Below are 15,984 nucleotides of genomic sequence, written 5' to 3' on the forward strand. Positions count from 1 at the left end.
GATCCTGGTGTGAGCTGGTGGAACGACGACGTCGACGACGATGAGGACGACCTCTTCGACGAGGCCGATGTGCGCGTGCGGCCGAACCCGAAGGCGAATCGTCCGCGCACGAAGCGTCGCCCGACGCACGACGACGCCGTCACGGGTCGCGTGCTCGGGGTCGACCGCGGGCGCTATCACGTCCTGATCGGCGAAGGCACCTCGAGCGAGCACGAGATCACGGCCGTGCGCGCCCGCGAGCTGCGGCGGAAGTCGATCGTCACGGGCGACCGCGCGCGCGTCGTCGGCGACACCTCCGGGCGCGAGGGAACGCTCGGGCGCATCATCGGCTTCGAGGAGCGCACGAGCCTGCTGCGCCGCTCCGCGGACGACACGGATCAGGTGGAGCGCGTGATCGTGGCGAACGCCGACCAGATGCTCGTCGTCGTCGCGGCAGCGGACCCCCCGCCCCGCCCGCGCCTCGTCGACCGCTATCTCGTCGCGGCGCTCGACGCGGGGATCCGCCCCCTCATGGTGGTGACGAAGACCGATCTCGCGGATCCGACCGAGTTTCTCTCACACTTCGAAGGGCTCGACGATCTGCGCGTGTTCCGCTCGGCGCAGGACGCCCCGCCGCTCGCCGAGATCGGGGCCGCTCTCGCAGGACACTCGACCGTGTTCGTCGGGCACTCCGGCGTCGGCAAGTCGACCCTCGTCAACGCGCTCGTTCCCGACGCCGATCGCGCGACGGGCCACGTCAACGAGGTCACGGGCCGCGGGCGCCACACATCGTCGTCGACGATCTCGCTGCGCTACCGCGGACCCGAGGGCACCGGCTGGGTCATCGACACCCCGGGTGTGCGCTCGTTCGGCCTCGGGCACGTCGATCCGGCGAACATCCTCACGGCGTTCCCCGACCTCGACGAGGCGGCCGCCGCGTGCCCGCGCGGCTGCACGCACCTCGAAGACGCCCCCGACTGCGCGCTCGATGACGCGGCGCGGGAGGAGCGGATCTCCCCCGCGCGCCTCGCCTCGCTGCGGGGCCTGCTCGACACGGCCGCCGCGCGGGAGGATTACTGAATCTTCTTGCCAAAGGGGCAAGAGGATTCCGCCGTCCGGCCGAGCTGAGTCCTACGTCTCGCTGGAGACCGCGACGAGCACCTCGGGCCAGCGGCGATCGAGCACGCGACCGCCCCAGGCGATCCCTCCCCAGACCGCCGCGCCGCCGAGCGCGAGGCCGCAGGCGAGACTGACCCAACCGGCCCACGGGAACCACAGTCCCGCGATCCCGAATCCGAGCGCGGGGGCGCCGATGGCGAGAACCGCCGGCACCATGATCACGAGGGCGACGAGCGACTGAATACCGCCCGACGAGCCGCGCCCAAGCGGATTCGCCTCGGGGGCGGGCGCCCGTCCGGGGAGCCACGCGCCCACGACCGCACCCGCGCCCAGTGCGGCGAGCACGAGCCCGAGGGACGCTCCGAGACTCGCGGGAAGCAGCGACCAGTCTCCCACCATCCAGCAGGCGAGGACGCAGAGCGCGACGACGACCGGCACCGCGGTGATCCCGACCCCCAGCACGCGGCCGGCGCGATCGTCGACGCCCCGCACGCCTACCGTCAGGTGCAGGGTGACGGCATCGTGATCGTAGGCGACGTCCATCTGCACGATGGTCGCGACGATAGCCGCCGCCGTCGCCGGGAGGAAGATCGTCGCGGGAGCAAAGCCGTCGATGTCGCCAGTCATGATCTGCATGACCTGCAGCAGGCTCAGCATCACGGGCACGAGGATCAGGCCGACGACGTTGGTGATGTGCCGTGGATCCCGCCGCCGGTACCGCAGCGAGCGTGCGGCGATCGCCCCGACGGGCGTCGACGGAAGCAGGCGGTCGAGCATTCCGCCGCCGCGGATCTGCCCGCCGCCACGGTGCGCGATCGGCGCGACGAGGCGCGCGGCGAGCATCGCGTGAGCCGCGGCCCAGAGCGCGGCGAGGGTCGCGACCGCGATCGCGAATCGCAGGGCTGCCGCTCCCCAGGCTCCCGCCGCGATCGCAGCGGGCACGCCGTACACGGCACCGATCGGCGTCCACGCCAGGGCTTCGGCCACCATTGCCGCACCGCCGAAACCTCCGAACGACAGCGCGGCCATCAGCCCGAGGTTGATGAGAAGGCCCGAGCAGATCAGCAAGAGGGTGCCGGCGACGACGAGGAGGTCGCGGGAGCGCCGACCGGCGAGCCAGCGCGCGGTGAGACCTCCGACGACGCGGGATCCGAGGATGCACGTCGCGAGAGCGGCCGGTGTCAGAAGCGCCGCCGCGACGAGCGCGAGCGGATCCACCGACCAACCGATGAGCATCACGAGCAGGGCGACCGCCGTCGCGATGCCCCCGATGCCGACGGCGCTCGCCACGACAAGTCCCGGCATCAGGCTTCCCGCGCGCACCGGAAGCAGCGAGAATCGCTCGGGCGCCATGAGGTCATCGGCCCCGACGATCAGCGCGCCGAGCCACCATCCGGCCGTGAGAACCGATCCGGCGATCACGACCGCGGCGAGCGCGGCCTCGGGCGCGAACATCCGCATCGCGACGAGGCCCGCTGCGAGTCCGGCGAGGACGCCGAGCGCCGCCAGGCCACCGATGACGAGAGACACGATCATCCACGGGTTCCTCGCCAGCTGGTGCCCCAGTTGACGCAGCCGCAGACCTACGAGGAGCGCAGCCATGCCAGCGTCTCCTCCCCGAGCTCGTAACGGCCGACGAGGTCGAGGAAGCGGTCCTGCAGCGACGCGCCCGCCCGCACCTCGTCGAGGGTGCCGTCGGCGAGGATCCGCCCGGCCGCGACGATCGCGACACGATCGCACAGCGATTCGACGAGTTCCATGACGTGGCTGGACATCACGACCGTGCCGCCACCCGCGGCGAATGCACGCAGGATCTGGCGGATCGTCTCGCCCGAGACCGGATCGACCGCCTCGAGAGGCTCGTCGAGCATGAGCAGGCGGGGGCCGTGGATGAGGGCGCAGGCGAGGCCGATCTTCTTCCGCATGCCCGCCGAGTAGTCGACAACGAGCGTGTGCCCCGCGTCGGCGAGACCCAGCGCCTCGAGCAGCTCACCCGCACGCTGCGTGACGTCGGCGTCGGACATACCGTGCAGCAGCCCCGTGTACCGCAGCAGCTCAGCACCCGTGAGCCGGTCGAACATGCGCGCGCCGTCCGGCAGCACTCCCATGCGCCCCTTCGCGGACGCCGGATCGCTCCACACATCGTGGCCGAGCACAGTGGCCGTTCCGGCATCGGGACGGAGGACGCCGGTCGCCATCGACAGGGTTGTCGTCTTCCCCGCACCGTTTGGACCCAGCAGGCCGAGCATCGCCCCGGCGGGCACGTCGAGCGACAGATCGTCAACGGCCACGAAATCGCCGAATCTCTTGCGCAGACCCCGCAGGGAGAGCACGGGCGGGGCGATCTCGGCGCCGTTTTCCTGATGCGACAGCTCGGTCATTCCCCTCACTCTACGGCCGCTCCGGAGGCGCGACCTCCGCCTTCCGGAGGATCTTTGAGCAGTCACGCCGGGTCGCGCCGCTTGTCCCCCGGATACCCTGGAGACATGACTGACACGCGCCTCGAAGCAGGATCCCCCGCCCCCGATTTCACGCTCCTCGACCAGGACGGCGGCTCGGTCTCGCTCGCCGACTTCCGCGGAAAGAAGCTCGTCGTCTTCTTCTACCCGGCCGCGATGACGCCCGGTTGCACGACCGAGGCCTGCGATTTCCGTGACTCGCTCGCGTCGCTGCAGGGTGCCGGATATGAGGTCATCGGGATCTCGCGCGACGAGCCGGCGAAGCTGAAGCAGTTCGCCGAGCGCGACGCGCTCACCTACCCCCTGCTGAGCGACCCCGACGCGGCCGTGCACCGGGCCTGGGGCGTGTGGGGCGAGAAGATGAACTACGGCAAGGTCATCGAAGGCGTCATCCGCTCGACGTTTGTGCTCGACGAGCAGGGCGACATCGCCCTCGCGAAGTACAACGTCAAGGCGACGGGCCACGTCGCGCGCATCCGCAAGGAGCTCGGGCTGGACTGAGCGCCGGCGCGTCGTCGAATCGCGGCCCTTGCGCCAACCGTGAACACGTGTTTACATTCACATGTGAACACGCGTTCAGATTCTTCCGACGGCGGGGCCACAGCCCCGGATCCGATCGTCCTCGCGGCGGTGCACCGCTTCGCCCGCGACGGCTTCTCGGCGCCGCTGCGTCAGGTGGCCGCAGACGCGGGCGTCAGCGCCGCGCTCATCATGAAGCGCTTCGAGTCCAAGGAGGGGCTACGCACCGCGTGCGATGAGTACGTGCTCGCGTGGATCCGTCGCGTCAAGGCCGAGAACATGGCGGCCGCCGCCGACGGCCATCTGCTCGCTTCCCTCGCGTCGAGCGACGAACACGCGCCGCTGCTCGTCTACGTTCTGCACTCCGTCATGGACGGCGGCGACCTCGGACGTGCGTTCGTCGAGCACATGATCGACGACGCCGAGCAGTATACGGCCGACGCCGTCGCACGCGGCATCGTTCGCCCGAGCCGCGATGAGAAGGCGCGCGTGCGCTATCTGGTCATGAGCGGCCTCGGCACCTTCCTCCTCTCGCTCCTGCTGCGGCCCGTCGACGACACGAGCGATCTCGCGGCTGTGACCCGGCGTCTGCAGGAGGAGACGACGCTTCCCATGCTCGAGCTGTACACGGAGGGCATGCTCACGAGCCGGACCGTGCTCGACGACTACCTGCGGCACAGCTCCGGCGCAGACACCGACGCTTCGGAGGAAACAGCATGAACCCGATCGACATCCAGGGGCTCGACAAGAGCTTCGGATCCTTCCGTGCACTGTCGGGCCTCGACCTCGCTCTCGCCCCCGGCGAGGTCCGCGGATTCCTCGGGCCGAACGGCGCGGGCAAGTCGACGACGATCCGCATCCTTCTCGGAATGCTGCGCGCCGACGGCGGCACGACGAGGCTCTTCGGCCGGGATCCGTGGCGCGACGCCGTCAGCCTGCATCGGCGCCTCGCCTACGTCCCCGGAGACGTCTCGCTGTGGCCGAACCTCACGGGCGGTGAGGTGATCGACTACCTCTCGCGTCTGCGCGGCGGCGTGGATCCGGCCCGGCGGCGCGAGCTGCTCGATCGATTCGAGCTCGACCCTACGAAGAAGTCTCGCACCTATTCGAAGGGCAATCGGCAGAAGGTCGCGCTCGTCGCGGCCCTCGCGAGCGACGCTGAGCTGTTCATCCTCGATGAGCCCACGAGCGGCCTCGATCCCCTCATGGAGGCGGTGTTCGCCGACGAGGTGCGCCGCCTCAAGGAGCGCGGCGGATCGGTTCTGCTCTCGAGCCACATCCTCAGCGAGGTCGAGAAGCTGTGCGACGCCGTCACGATCATCCGCCAGGGTTCGACGGTAGAGCAGGGCACCCTCGCCGAGTTGCGTCACCTGACGCGCACTCGCGTCGACGTCGTGACCCGTCGCGCGCCCCGGTTCGACGACGCCATCGGCGTGCACGGTCTCGTGCGGGCGGACGCCGCGGATGGCACCCGCCTGACGTTCACGGTCGACGACGACCGGATGGGCGATGTGGTGACCTCTCTCACCGCGCACGATATCGTCTCGCTCACTGCGACGCCGCCGTCGCTGGAGGACCTGTTCCTCCGCCACTACGGCGATGAGCTCGACGCAGAGCGAGAGTTCGCGTCATGAGCCTCATGGCAAACGCGCTTCCCCTGCGCGGCCCCGTGGCACGGCCCGGCGCACTCAGAGGATCCGGACGGGTCATCCGGCACATCGTCCGGCGCGACCGCGTACGCCTGACGGTGTGGGCGCTGTCGATCGCCGCGTTCGTCGCCTACTTCACGCTGGCGCTCTCGACCGTCTTCGACGCCGCCGCCCTCGCGGCTCGCGCCGCCGTGATGCGCACGCCGACCGGCATCGTGATGGGCGGCCCCGGCTACGGACTCGACGACTACACCACGCCCGTCGCGATCGCCAACGAGGGCATCACGTGGATCGTGCTGGCCCTCGCGATCATGAGCATCGTCCACGTCGTCCGCCACACGCGGGCCGAGGAGGAGAGCGCGCGAGCCGAACTTGTCCGAGCGGCCCCCATCGGCCGCCACGCCGCCGCGATCGCGGCCCTCGCGACGCTCGCCGGGCACCTCGTCGTCATCGCCGCGCTGGGAGCCGCCTCCCTCGTCGCCCTCGGCGAGGACGTCGCCGTCGTCGACGCGTTCGCCCTCATGCTGGGATCCTCCGGCGCCGCTCTCGTGTTCGGCGCCGTCGCGCTCGTGACGGCGCAGGTCACCGAGTCTGCCCGCGCGGCGAGCGGGCTCGCGCTTGCGGTCTTCGGCGTCTTCTTCGCCATCCGCGCGGCGGGCGATCTGCAGGAGCTCGGCGGATCCGCGCTCTCTTGGTTCTCCCCCATCGCGTGGGCGCAGCAGATGCGGCCCTTCGTCGAGCTGCGCTGGTGGCCGCTCGCCCTGTCTCTCGCGGCAACGGTGGTACTCCTCGCCCTCGCCGCCGCAATCGCGGCGCGGCGCGACCTCGGCGCCGGTCTGGTGCGTTCGCGCGGCGGCCGCGCCCGGGCGAGCCGTGCCCTGGCCTCACCGTTCGCGCTCGCCTGGCGCCAGCAGCGGGCCGCCCTCGCATGGACCGCGCTCGGGCTCGGGCTGCTGTGGTTCGCCAGCGGCACGATGATGTCGACGCTCGACGACATGATGCGAGACCTCGTCGCGACCACCCCGGCGCTCGGGGCACTCTTCGGCACGGATCCCACCGAGTTCACGGTGAGCTTCCTCGGCATGCTCATGCTGTTCGTCGGGCTGTGCGCGGCGGCGTACGCGATCGTCGCCGGCCAGCGAGCGCGTGAGGAGGAGTCGTCCGGACGGCTCGAGATCGTCGCGGCGGCACCCGTGTCGCGAGGGGGCTGGTTCACCGCGCAGATGCTCGTCGCCGCCCTCGGATCCCTCCTCGTGCTCGCCGTGTCAGTCGGCGCCCTCTGGCTGGGCGGCTTCCTGGTCGGCATTGAGGATCCCGGTCCCGCCGACTTCGGGCGCGTGCTCGCGTTCTCCGCCCCCGGCGTGCTCGTGTTCCTCGCGGTGACGGCGGCGCTGTATGCGTGGCTCCCCCGCGCGATGGGCGTCTCGTGGGCGGCCTTCGCCGCCGTCTTCGTCATCGGGATGTTCGGTGCGGTCTTCGACCTTCCCGAGTGGTTCCTCCGGATCTCACCGTTCCACGGCATCGCCGATGCGTTCCGCAACGATGCGAGCGTCCTGCCGCCTGTCATCGTCGCTGCGGTGGCGGCCGGTCTCTTCGCCCTCGCGCTGCTGGGATTCCGGCGCCGCGAGCTGCGCACCGGATAGCCGTTCGCCCGACGGGTGAAGGAGGTCGCGGAGCTCGGATCGGCTCGCGACTCCCAGCTTCCGAAAGGCGGAGGCAAGCTGGTTCGCAACCGTATTGACCGAGACCTCGTTCATCTCGGCGATCTCCTTCGTGGAGTATCTGTCCGCGGCGAGCCGAACGACGCAATGCTCCCGCTCGGTCAGCAGGTTCGAACGTTCCGGCGCCGCGTTCCACAACGCCATCGTCGGCAGGTGGACACGCATCTCATCCGCCGCGAGGAGGAACCGCCGAGCCGCCAGCGCGGGCACCCTCCGTCGATCCTTGATGCCCGCCAGCCACAGCCGAGAGTCGGCCGCAGTGCTCGCAAGGCCCCAATCAGCCGCGTCCGCGGCGACCTGCTCCAGTTTCGAGAGATCGCCACGCGCCACCGCGTCGGCATGGTTCGCGAAGAGCTGCAGAAGCCCACCGCCCGCCCGATCGGACGCGGATCGCAGAAGTGAGGCGACTTCGTCCGCCCTCCGCCCCGTGCGCGCGACGCAGTGCGCGATCATTCCAGCGAAGTACGTGTGCTGGGCCGCCAGGAGACGGTGCGCCGCGTCGAGCAGCAGACCGGCGCTCTGATCAGCGCGCCGTTCCGCATTCGCCTGCCACGCCTCCGCCCAGGCACGCAGCATGACGACCTTGGGATCCTCTGCCGCCGATGCGGGGATGCTGTCGAGTTCTCGGTGTGCCTCGATGCTTCGACCCGTCGCGATTGCGGCAGCGGCCGTGAGGGCGTGAGCGGCGGGAAGCAGGCCTGTGCTGTCTCGCCATCCGAGGTGCACGACGGCGGCTCTGCCGAGCGAGTAAGCTTCCTCGGCATCTGCAGACAGGAACTCGAGGAACCCGAGGGCGTACTCCCAGATGCCGAGCGATTCCGGCCTGCTCTCTCGAGAAAGCGCAATGGCCTGCGTCAATCGGCGGCGCGTGGCGAACGCGTCTCCGCTGTAAGACAAGGCCATGATCTCGGTGAGCTCGATCAGTGAATCGCCACCGGGAACGAGCGCGAGGACCTCCGGGGGAAGCTGCCGCATTCGGGGCAGCAGTGCTGTGGTCTCGTGCAGGGGACCGGAGATCACTCCCGAGACCCCGGCCGTGATCAGGCTCATCACGCCCTCAGGGCTGTGGGACTCCTGCGGTGCGGCAATCGGACCCTGCGCTTGCCCGGCATCCGCGGCCCAACGTACGCTCGCGCCCTGAAGGTGCGAGACGCACGCGTCGTCGTGCACCACTTCGAGCGCATCGCGAATCGTCTGGAGTGCCGATGCTGCGTCACGGCGCCGGATGCCGAGATGCTGTGCGCGGGCGAGTGCGGCAGACGTCATTTCAACATCGGTACGCGCGTGCCTCTGCGCCTCACTGAGATGCCGGTCCGCGACCTCGACCTGGTCGAGCAGGGAGGCTGCAAGACCGGCCACCCGTTGGGCCGCCGAGCGCTCCGGTTCGATCTCCAGAACAGCGGTTGCCGCGCGAAGCGCGAGCCGTGCATCGAAGGATCCGAGGGCGTACTCGGCGAGCGCCGTCAGAGAGGCCGTCTCGAAATCGCATCCGTGATCCAAAGCCAGAACGTCCGCCTGACGCACCGCATGGGGGCGGGCGGCAGCGATGGGACCCCGCAGGACATCGATCGCACGGTGCGCGATCTCGTGCTGAAAGGCGGAGGAGGCACGCGCGAGGAGATACGGCGCATCGAGCGGGTGCGCCAGTCTCACCCACCCGCAATCTGTGGCCTCGACGACGTCCGCACCCGCCAGGGCGTTCCGATCATCGACGTCGATCGCCTCGGACGGACATTCTCCGGTCATCGCGATGAGGGTGGCGACTTCCATCGTGCGGGCGGACAGTCGGTCGAAACGCTCCGCGACGAGACCCGCCAGTCGCGGCGTCGTCGCAGGCTGCCCATGAAGCTCCCACCCGTGCGGCGTGTACGCAAGGCGGCCGTCATCTCGCGAACCTCGAACGATCTCACGCAGATACAGCGGGTTCCCGCGCGCCGCCGCGAGGATCTCGGCCTGCGCCCGAGGCGTGACCTCTCCGCCGACGAGCTCAGAAACCAGCCTGGCAGCTTCGTCGTCCGACAGCGCCGTGAGCGCCGTCTCGGTGAGATGGCCTCCGTCGTAGAGTTCGTGGACACCCTGTGGTGCCGCGGTCAGGTCTCGGACTGTCAGGATCGCTGGGTACCGAGCCGTCGCGATCAGCTGCGTGACGACGTACAGCGAGGCGTCGTCCAGAAGATCCACGTTGTCGACCAAGAGCACGCTCCGTCGGGGGCAGCGCGCGAAGGCGTCGACGACGGCTGCCGGAGACTCCGACGCCGCGGTGGGTGCATCCTCGATCCCCGCGAACGCCCCCAGAGGCACCGACGATCCCGTCGCGGTTCCGACCACGAGATGCGTCTCTTCGCCGACAGAGATCAGCGCCGCGTGCGTCTGCCGCAGAGTGTGGGATTTGCCGATGCCGCCCGGGCCCGTGAGCACGGTGGATCGACCGCGAGCGGCTGTCTCTTCCACCAGGTGATCCACCGTGGCACGGCGTGATGATCGTCCATTCACGCGCGACACGTCCTCTCCGCCCCGAGAAGTCACGTCACGCTCTGTGGCCCTCGTCTGTATAGCCAATTTCTCACTATGGCTTCGGTCTGAGGCAGATCTTAGCGTTGGCATCGCTCGTCCTGTCCATAGCATCCACGAAAGCTCCACATGCCCACACATCGATATGCCGGATCCCCTTTCCCCGCGCTCGCGACAGGGATCACCCTGCTCGGCCTTCTCACCCTCGGTGCCTCCGCACCCTCGTACGCGGCCGATGAACTGGTCGTCGACGGCGTGAGCTACGGGCTCTTCGACCCGGAGGATCCGTCGCAGGGAGTCTCCGCCGACGCTTATGACCCCGCCGCCAACCCGGGGCACCCGGAGGTGGTGATCCCGTCCGTGGTGGAGATCGACGGGCAGACGGCGCCCGTGGTCGAGGTGGGAGAGGGGGCATTCCGAGAGGCCGGAATCGCTTCGGCGACCGTCCCGGATTCCGTCGTCACGCTGAGAAGGCACGCATTCTCGCGCAACCCGGGCCTGGAGTCCGTCCACCTCTCCGAGGGGCTCGAGCTCATCGGCACGGAGGCTTTCAGCTACGGCGCGCTGACGGAGGTCACCCTCCCCGATTCGCTGTCTGTGATCCACCCTCAGGCGTTCTTGTCGAACAAACTGACCGACATCATCATTCCGCCTCAGGTGGACACCTTGGCGACGGGAGTCTTTCGGCGAAACTCCCTGACGCAGATCGATATTCCCGCGCACGTCACGAAGATCCGACAGAGCGTTTTCGCGGAGAATCCCCTCACGCAGGTGACGCTCCCTGAAGAGCTCATCGAGATGGGCCCCGGCGTGTTCACCGGCATTCGGACGCTGGAAACCGTGCGCTTCCTGGGGCCAGAACCAGCCTTCGTCAATCCCGACACGAGTCAGCCGCCGGAGCAGACGAATCCGATCGCCTCCGGTACATGGTCCAACCCCCGCATCGAATTCCTGTGGCGCCACGGCGAAGCTCAGGCAAGCTCCGGAGGCTTCACCACACCCCAGTGGTACGGATACGACAGCGTGCCGTTGGCGGAAGTGACATTCATCCCCGGGGGCGAATCCGATGTTTCCACTACCCGATTTGCGCCGCTCGATCAGCACGGGGCCGAAGGCCCCTGGGGCACCCTCGCTGCCAGCGACATGCCGGATGAGCCCACGCGCCCTGGACACGAGTTCGCCCTCTGGCACGAATACGGCGTCCCCTGGGCTCCCGGCGACCCGATCACGGCCGACCTCACTTTGAACGCCAGCTGGATCGACCTGGCCCAGGTGCAGAACATCGTTCTCACTGCCGCACCGGACGAGGCGATCGTGGGCGAGCCCGTCACTCTGACCGCTGAGGCGTTCAACGCCCACGGCGACTCGCTGGGCGATATCACCGACGAGATCGTCTTCGACGATCCTGCCGACAGCACAATCACATTCGACGGCGACCAGGTCACGTTCGCCGAGGTCGGCGTCTTCACGATCTCGGGTGAGCACACGGGGACTGAACGCCGAGTGTCCCTCGAGATCGAGGTACGGCCTGCTCCCCCGACCATCCCCGACGAGGAGGAGCCGGCGACCCCGGAGGATCCGGCGACCCCGGAGGATCCCGCCACTCCGGACGATCCCGCCACTCCGGACGATCCCGCCACTCCGGAAGACGAAGAGCCGACCGTTCCCGAGGACACAGAGCCGACCGTCCCGGAGGAAGAACCGGCTACTTCCGAGGAGGATGAACCGTCCGCTCCCGAGGAAGAAGAACCGTCCGTCCTCGAGGACACAACGCCTGCGGCACTCGAGGACACAGAACCGGCCGCTTCTGAGAACGCAGAACGTCAGGCTCTCGCCGCGACGGGCGCGGAGTTCACCCCATGGGCAGGAGCCGTCGGAGCAGTGTCGCTCCTCCTCGGATCGTCGCTGCTCATCGCCAATCGCCGCACACGCCGTGGAATGGAGACCACGCGATGAAAAGACGAACAGCCACAATGGGAGCAATTGCCGGGATCATCCTTCTCTCCGGATGCGCCCCCGGCGCCGCCGACGAGAGCGAACCGTCGCAATCGGCGGGCACTGCACCCTCATCCGAGAGCGCCCCAAGCGCCGCGCCCGAGGGATCCGCCGACTATCTGGACGAGCTCTCTTCCGAGAGCCTGCATGAGGGCGTTGCACCTGCAGCTCCGGGAACCGCATACATCGAGGTCGCCGGCGAACGCTTCGAGTTCGAGAGCCTCACCTGCACGCTCGCTGATGAACCCGATATCGGGCAGTTCATCGCGGCTGCGAACGGCGAGACCACTGGCAGCGGGCACTCGATGTACCTCAGCCGTGAGATCGGCACAGACATCGGCTTTCACTTCGAAGATGAGTACGTCCAATTGGCTCTGTTGGTCACGGAGGGCGGCGAGGACCGGATGAGCAATTCGATGGCGCAGCACGAGCGCGAACAGGGCACCTCCCCGGAGTGGGTGCGCGGTTCGGGCACGCACCCCTTGATCCGCGTCGTGGGCAACGAGGCGACCGCGATGGGCGTCCTGGACGGAGTTCCTTTCGCACCCGACCCTGCGGAGGCCGAGTTCATCGCCGCCGCGACCTGCCCATGACCAGACTGAGTGATTCCTCGCTACACCCCCAGGAGAACGCATGAAGAAGATTCCCCACGGGCTCGCCGTCATCGCCGCGACAGCCCTGTTCCTCGCAGGCTGCGCGCCGGCCGCGGAGATCCCCGCCGCTTCTGAGAACGATCAGGATCCGCCTGTCGCCGCCGATGAAGACTCGACGGAGACCGGTGAGACCGGTGACGACTCCCCCGAAGACGCCGATTTCGGCGAGGTCCTCGGCGTCGTCAAGATCAACGACTTCACCACCTACGCCATCACGGAGCTTCGCAACTGCGAGCCACTGAACGACGGCACCATCGAGCGCGAACTGGAGCTTCAGGGCTTTGGCGAGCATGAAGGCACGCCGATACAGATCGATGTCTACAAGCAGATGGTCGCTGGGTCCGCCGGCAACGAAGTGTCCTGGTCAGGCCCCGAAGGAGTCTTCGGGAGCTCCGACATCGCGAGCATCACATGGGCGGGAGAAGGCGACAATGTTCTCGGCTCGTCCACCTTGGTCGACGGCGCAACCCAATCCGAGAAGATCATGGTCGGCTTCGATCTGCAGGTGCCGGCCGAGACCGTCGCCTGCCGGTGAAGCGGCGGGTGGGGGCGAGCTGACCGCTCCCCCCGTGAGGCCCTTCCGGAGGGCAAGGATCCTCCTCCCGGAGGAGACCTGCACACAGGAGGAGAGATACGAGGACCTCACCCTCCGGAACGCAATCCTCCTCCGGAAGGGAAGGCCCCTCGCCCCGGAGGAGATCTACACACAGGAGGAGGGATACGAGGACCTCACCCTCCGGAACGCAATCCTCCTCCGGAGGGCAAGGGTCCACCCTCCGGAATCGATGCTGGCCCCGTCACGATCGCCGGGCGTGTGCGGAACAGTGCCGTAGGTCTTCCCTCAACATCCATGATCCGCTGCACAGTGCATCACCACTGCTACTGCGCGCGGGGAGGCGTTCGCAGTCATGCGGGCCAGACGGCGCGGAGGATGCGGATCGCCTCGTCCAGATCGGTGCCAGTCTGGACGCACGTCTCGGTCAGCGACCTCGCGGCTTCGATTACCTCGCGAGGCGTCGTCGCCGCGCGGGGCGAGACGCGCGTGCCTCCTCCCGTACGGGTGATGACGATCTCCTCGGCCTCGAGCGCCTTATACGCCTTCGCGACCGTTCCAGGCGCGACGCCGAGGTCCTTCGCGAGCTGCCGCACCGAGGGCAGACGTTGGTCCGCCGCGAGTCGTCCCGACGACACGAGGCCACGGATCTGATCCCGGATCTGATCGGTCGGCGCGGCGGCCCCCGAGAGCGTGATGATCATGACACCGCTCGCGTGCGCGTGCGCCGCCGTGCGGGAAGCGCCGAGAGCGCGACGGACGCCCAGAATGCGATCCCCAGGGCGACTGCGGCGATGGCGCCCCAGCGAAGGACATGCTCGAGCGCCGCGAACGGCGTCCAGACGCTCACGCCGCCCTCGGAGGTCGCGAACGATCCTCTGAGCGACGCCGTGTCGCCGAGCGAGCTCAGAACACTCCCGAGGTGGACAAGCAACGCACCGGTCGCGACGGAGACCACGTTCCGCGTCCGGATCCGGCGCTGCCGAGCGTCCTGTTCGCGATCCGCATCGAGCGCAGGACGGGCGATAAGAACGAGATCGAGCGCGACGACGACGATCATCACGGCGATGAGGACGAGGCTCGGAAGGGAGTGATACCAGCCGTAGATCGTCGTCCCGAGCAGATTCTCGCCACCCGGCTCGACGAAATAGAACGTGTGCCGCCCAGTCTGCGGATCGGGCCGGGACGCACGACCGGCCACGACCGTGAGCGATGCGATGACGGCGAGCACGAGCGTCGGGACGACCAACCAGCTTCCCCGCGCGAAGCTCATCGGCGTGCGCGGCGCCAGGTCCGCGGTCCGGCCGCGCCGGCGGGGCTCAATGGGGAAGGCAAGAGCGAGGAGCGCACCGATCCCGAGCACCAGAGGTGCGGTGAAGCGCACGTCCGACACGAATTCCCACGCCTCCGTCGACAGAACGGGGAGCAGGATGCCGCCGGTCTCGCCGACGCGCTGCGCGGCAGTTGCGACGATGAGCAGCGTTCCGACGAGGATCGCGGCAGCGCGCGGCGCACGTCCGTGGAGGCCGGCGCGGCTGCCACGGATCGACCACCATCCGGCGGCGAGGACGACCCCGCCCAGGATGGGGCCGAGCATCATCGCCCAGAGAATCGTCATGACTCCTCCAAATTTGTATCAATCAAGTGACACACAATGTAGCACCCCACTGACACATTCACCCGCGGCGAACCAGACAACACGATGTGATCCGCGAGCAGAGACGCCAGTCCCGTTTCGAGAGTCATCCACACCGTGACGAGCCCGCCACTCCCAGCTTCCGGAACGCGAAGGCGCGCCACACCGACGAGCACTACTGGCGGAACGCCTCGACAGGCTCGATTCGCGCAGCCCGTAGGGCGGGGTACAGGCCCGCGATGCCCCCCCAGCAGCATCCCGAAGAGCGGTGCGAGGAGGAACATCCAGAGGCCGAATACCGGCGTCCACCCCCTTGCGAGTGAAACTCCGATAATCACCAAGAGACCGGCCATCGCGCCGATTGCTCCACCGAGCAGACCCCTGGTCGCCGCTCTGCGTATCCAGTTGCTCTCTGATGCCCAGTGGTCGTTGACTGAGTCGATGCTGCCGCACCGAGCATTGACGCGGCCCCGCCACCCGCTACGTAAAACACGCGATCGCCTACCGCGCCGCCGTCCTCATCCGCGCCGCCATCGCCTGGACTCAAGGGCTTTCGAATGCGTCCTAGCGCTTGGGGGCACGCGAGGATAACCACAGCGCAAAACCCAGGAGCGCAGTGAGCGGGCGATAGAAGCGACTGTCAAGCCGCCGGAACGTGCCACCCGCGGGAGGAAGACCCATCGCGGCGAGAGCTGGGCCACCGCCCAACAGCGCGCGCATCAGCATAACTGTCCCTAGAGCCCGAAGGCCGAACCGTTGTACACGACCGTCTCGCCCGCCTCCCGCCGCGAGAAACGCTGCGCCGGCCGTCCCGCCAGCGACCACCAACGTCGGAGCAACGCCAGGCATCGGCCCGTGCGACCCGATCACAGCCTCAGCAAGGCGCTTCTTATCCCTTGCCGGCCACGCTGAACCGGACGCCCACACCACGTGGAGTGCGGACACACCAGCCAACCCGGCCGAACTGATGATTCGGGCTACCGTCCCGGTTACTTTGCGCATGCCGCGATCCTAGATGAGCGACGAAGAGCGCCCGTCGCCTGCAGTGCATGAGGGTGTGCCGTTGATGGCGCGAGCGTGGACGAACCGCACGCGCCGAGGAGCAGCAGGCCGGCGAGAAGATCGCACGCCGTAGCGACGGTCCTCATGCCGCCACCGCGACACACGCACGAGCGCGAAATGAGAAACCC

General features: G+C 68.5%; 14 protein-coding genes and 1 pseudogene. 9 read left to right on the forward strand and 6 right to left on the reverse strand.

The genetic code is table 11. From position 1 onward, the window contains the following. The first annotated feature begins 9 nt into the window (after window positions 1–9). Complete coding sequence (gene rsgA, locus C0012_RS02745; protein WP_110588309.1) at window positions 10–1,059, forward strand: ribosome small subunit-dependent GTPase A; 1,050 nt, start codon at window positions 10–12, stop codon at window positions 1,057–1,059. A gap of 51 nt (window positions 1,060–1,110) precedes the next feature. Here rsgA and C0012_RS02750 read toward each other — a convergent pair whose 3' ends face one another. Together C0012_RS02750 and C0012_RS02755 are read right to left on the reverse strand one after the other, a co-directional pair. After that, window positions 1,111–2,700 (reverse strand): hypothetical protein, encoded by a 1,590-nt coding sequence (locus tag C0012_RS02750; protein ID WP_110588308.1) that lies wholly within the window; start codon window positions 2,698–2,700, stop codon window positions 1,111–1,113. Next, window positions 2,682–3,479 (reverse strand): ABC transporter ATP-binding protein, encoded by a 798-nt coding sequence (locus tag C0012_RS02755; protein WP_110588307.1) that lies wholly within the window; start codon window positions 3,477–3,479, stop codon window positions 2,682–2,684. Before C0012_RS02755 ends, C0012_RS02750 begins: the two co-directional genes overlap by 19 nt. Before the next feature lie 105 nt (window positions 3,480–3,584). On the opposite strand from C0012_RS02755, the gene bcp reads away from it, so the two are divergent. The 4 genes from bcp to C0012_RS15630 all read left to right on the forward strand — a co-directional run bounded on the left by bcp (window position 3,585) and on the right by C0012_RS15630 (window position 7,368). After that, complete coding sequence (bcp, locus tag C0012_RS02760; RefSeq protein WP_110588306.1) at window positions 3,585–4,058, forward strand: thioredoxin-dependent thiol peroxidase; 474 nt, start codon at window positions 3,585–3,587, stop codon at window positions 4,056–4,058. A gap of 63 nt (window positions 4,059–4,121) precedes the next feature. Then, window positions 4,122–4,796, forward strand: coding sequence for a TetR/AcrR family transcriptional regulator (locus tag C0012_RS02765; protein ID WP_232527750.1), 675 nt, complete (start codon window positions 4,122–4,124; stop codon window positions 4,794–4,796). Further along, complete coding sequence (locus C0012_RS02770; protein ID WP_110588305.1) at window positions 4,793–5,710, forward strand: ABC transporter ATP-binding protein; 918 nt, start codon at window positions 4,793–4,795, stop codon at window positions 5,708–5,710. The genes C0012_RS02765 and C0012_RS02770 overlap by 4 nt, the downstream gene beginning before the upstream one ends. After that, window positions 5,707–7,368 (forward strand): ABC transporter permease, encoded by a 1,662-nt coding sequence (locus C0012_RS15630; RefSeq protein ID WP_232527751.1) that lies wholly within the window; start codon window positions 5,707–5,709, stop codon window positions 7,366–7,368. The genes C0012_RS02770 and C0012_RS15630 overlap by 4 nt, the downstream gene beginning before the upstream one ends. 39 nt (window positions 7,369–7,407) lie before the next feature. On the opposite strand, the pseudogene C0012_RS15835 reads toward C0012_RS15630, so the two are convergent. Next, a pseudogene (locus C0012_RS15835) lies at window positions 7,408–10,098 on the reverse strand (LuxR C-terminal-related transcriptional regulator); the annotation flags it as partial. On the opposite strand from C0012_RS15835, the gene C0012_RS02780 reads away from it, so the two are divergent. From C0012_RS02780 to C0012_RS02795, 4 genes are read left to right on the forward strand one after another with little or no spacing between them, the layout of a single operon-like run. Then, complete coding sequence (locus tag C0012_RS02780; protein ID WP_110588303.1) at window positions 10,087–11,913, forward strand: leucine-rich repeat domain-containing protein; 1,827 nt, start codon at window positions 10,087–10,089, stop codon at window positions 11,911–11,913. The pseudogene C0012_RS15835 and the gene C0012_RS02780 overlap by 12 nt on opposite strands. A gap of 17 nt (window positions 11,914–11,930) precedes the next feature. Then, complete coding sequence (locus C0012_RS02785; protein WP_110588302.1) at window positions 11,931–12,545, forward strand: hypothetical protein; 615 nt, start codon at window positions 11,931–11,933, stop codon at window positions 12,543–12,545. A gap of 40 nt (window positions 12,546–12,585) precedes the next feature. Next, on the forward strand, window positions 12,586–13,140 hold the full coding sequence (locus tag C0012_RS02790) for a hypothetical protein (RefSeq protein WP_110588301.1): 555 nt from the start codon (window positions 12,586–12,588) through the stop codon (window positions 13,138–13,140). A 34-nt stretch (window positions 13,141–13,174) separates the two neighbouring features. After that, on the forward strand, window positions 13,175–13,438 hold the full coding sequence (locus tag C0012_RS02795) for a hypothetical protein (protein ID WP_110588300.1): 264 nt from the start codon (window positions 13,175–13,177) through the stop codon (window positions 13,436–13,438). 73 nt (window positions 13,439–13,511) lie between these two features. Here the strand turns inward: C0012_RS02795 and C0012_RS02800 are convergent, their stop codons facing one another. The 3 genes from C0012_RS02800 to C0012_RS15850 all read right to left on the reverse strand — a co-directional run bounded on the left by C0012_RS02800 (window position 13,512) and on the right by C0012_RS15850 (window position 15,796). Beyond that, window positions 13,512–13,862, reverse strand: a complete 351-nt coding sequence (locus C0012_RS02800; protein WP_110588299.1) for a GntR family transcriptional regulator — start codon at window positions 13,860–13,862, stop codon at window positions 13,512–13,514. Further along, window positions 13,859–14,776 carry a hypothetical protein gene (locus C0012_RS02805; RefSeq protein ID WP_110588298.1) on the reverse strand — a complete coding sequence of 306 codons (918 nt, stop codon included), beginning with the start codon at window positions 14,774–14,776 and terminating at the stop codon, window positions 13,859–13,861. The genes C0012_RS02800 and C0012_RS02805 overlap by 4 nt, the downstream gene beginning before the upstream one ends. A gap of 582 nt (window positions 14,777–15,358) precedes the next feature. Next, window positions 15,359–15,796: a DUF3995 domain-containing protein gene (locus C0012_RS15850; RefSeq protein WP_110588297.1), complete on the reverse strand. Its 438-nt coding sequence runs from the start codon at window positions 15,794–15,796 to the stop codon at window positions 15,359–15,361. Between the last annotated feature and the right edge of the window lie 188 nt (window positions 15,797–15,984).

The sequence above is a fragment of the Microbacterium suaedae genome (genome assembly GCF_003254645.1).
GTDB lineage: Bacteria > Actinomycetota > Actinomycetes > Actinomycetales > Microbacteriaceae > Microbacterium > Microbacterium suaedae.

Coding starts and splice junctions, on each gene's coding strand:
- C0012_RS02770 (WP_110588305.1), top strand. CDS start 4,793: ATGAACCCGATCGACATCCAGGGGCTCGACAAGAGCTTCGGATCCTTC.
- C0012_RS02785 (WP_110588302.1), top strand. CDS start 11,931: ATGGGAGCAATTGCCGGGATCATCCTTCTCTCCGGATGCGCCCCCGGC.
- C0012_RS02755 (WP_110588307.1), bottom strand. CDS start 3,479: ATGACCGAGCTGTCGCATCAGGAAAACGGCGCCGAGATCGCCCCGCCC.
- C0012_RS15850 (WP_110588297.1), bottom strand. CDS start 15,796: ATGCGCAAAGTAACCGGGACGGTAGCCCGAATCATCAGTTCGGCCGGG.
- C0012_RS02800 (WP_110588299.1), bottom strand. CDS start 13,862: ATGATCATCACGCTCTCGGGGGCCGCCGCGCCGACCGATCAGATCCGG.
- C0012_RS02780 (WP_110588303.1), top strand. CDS start 10,087: ATGCCCACACATCGATATGCCGGATCCCCTTTCCCCGCGCTCGCGACA.
- C0012_RS15630 (WP_232527751.1), top strand. CDS start 5,707: ATGAGCCTCATGGCAAACGCGCTTCCCCTGCGCGGCCCCGTGGCACGG.
- bcp (WP_110588306.1), top strand. CDS start 3,585: ATGACTGACACGCGCCTCGAAGCAGGATCCCCCGCCCCCGATTTCACG.
- C0012_RS02790 (WP_110588301.1), top strand. CDS start 12,586: ATGAAGAAGATTCCCCACGGGCTCGCCGTCATCGCCGCGACAGCCCTG.
- C0012_RS02750 (WP_110588308.1), bottom strand. CDS start 2,700: ATGGCTGCGCTCCTCGTAGGTCTGCGGCTGCGTCAACTGGGGCACCAG.
- C0012_RS02805 (WP_110588298.1), bottom strand. CDS start 14,776: ATGACGATTCTCTGGGCGATGATGCTCGGCCCCATCCTGGGCGGGGTC.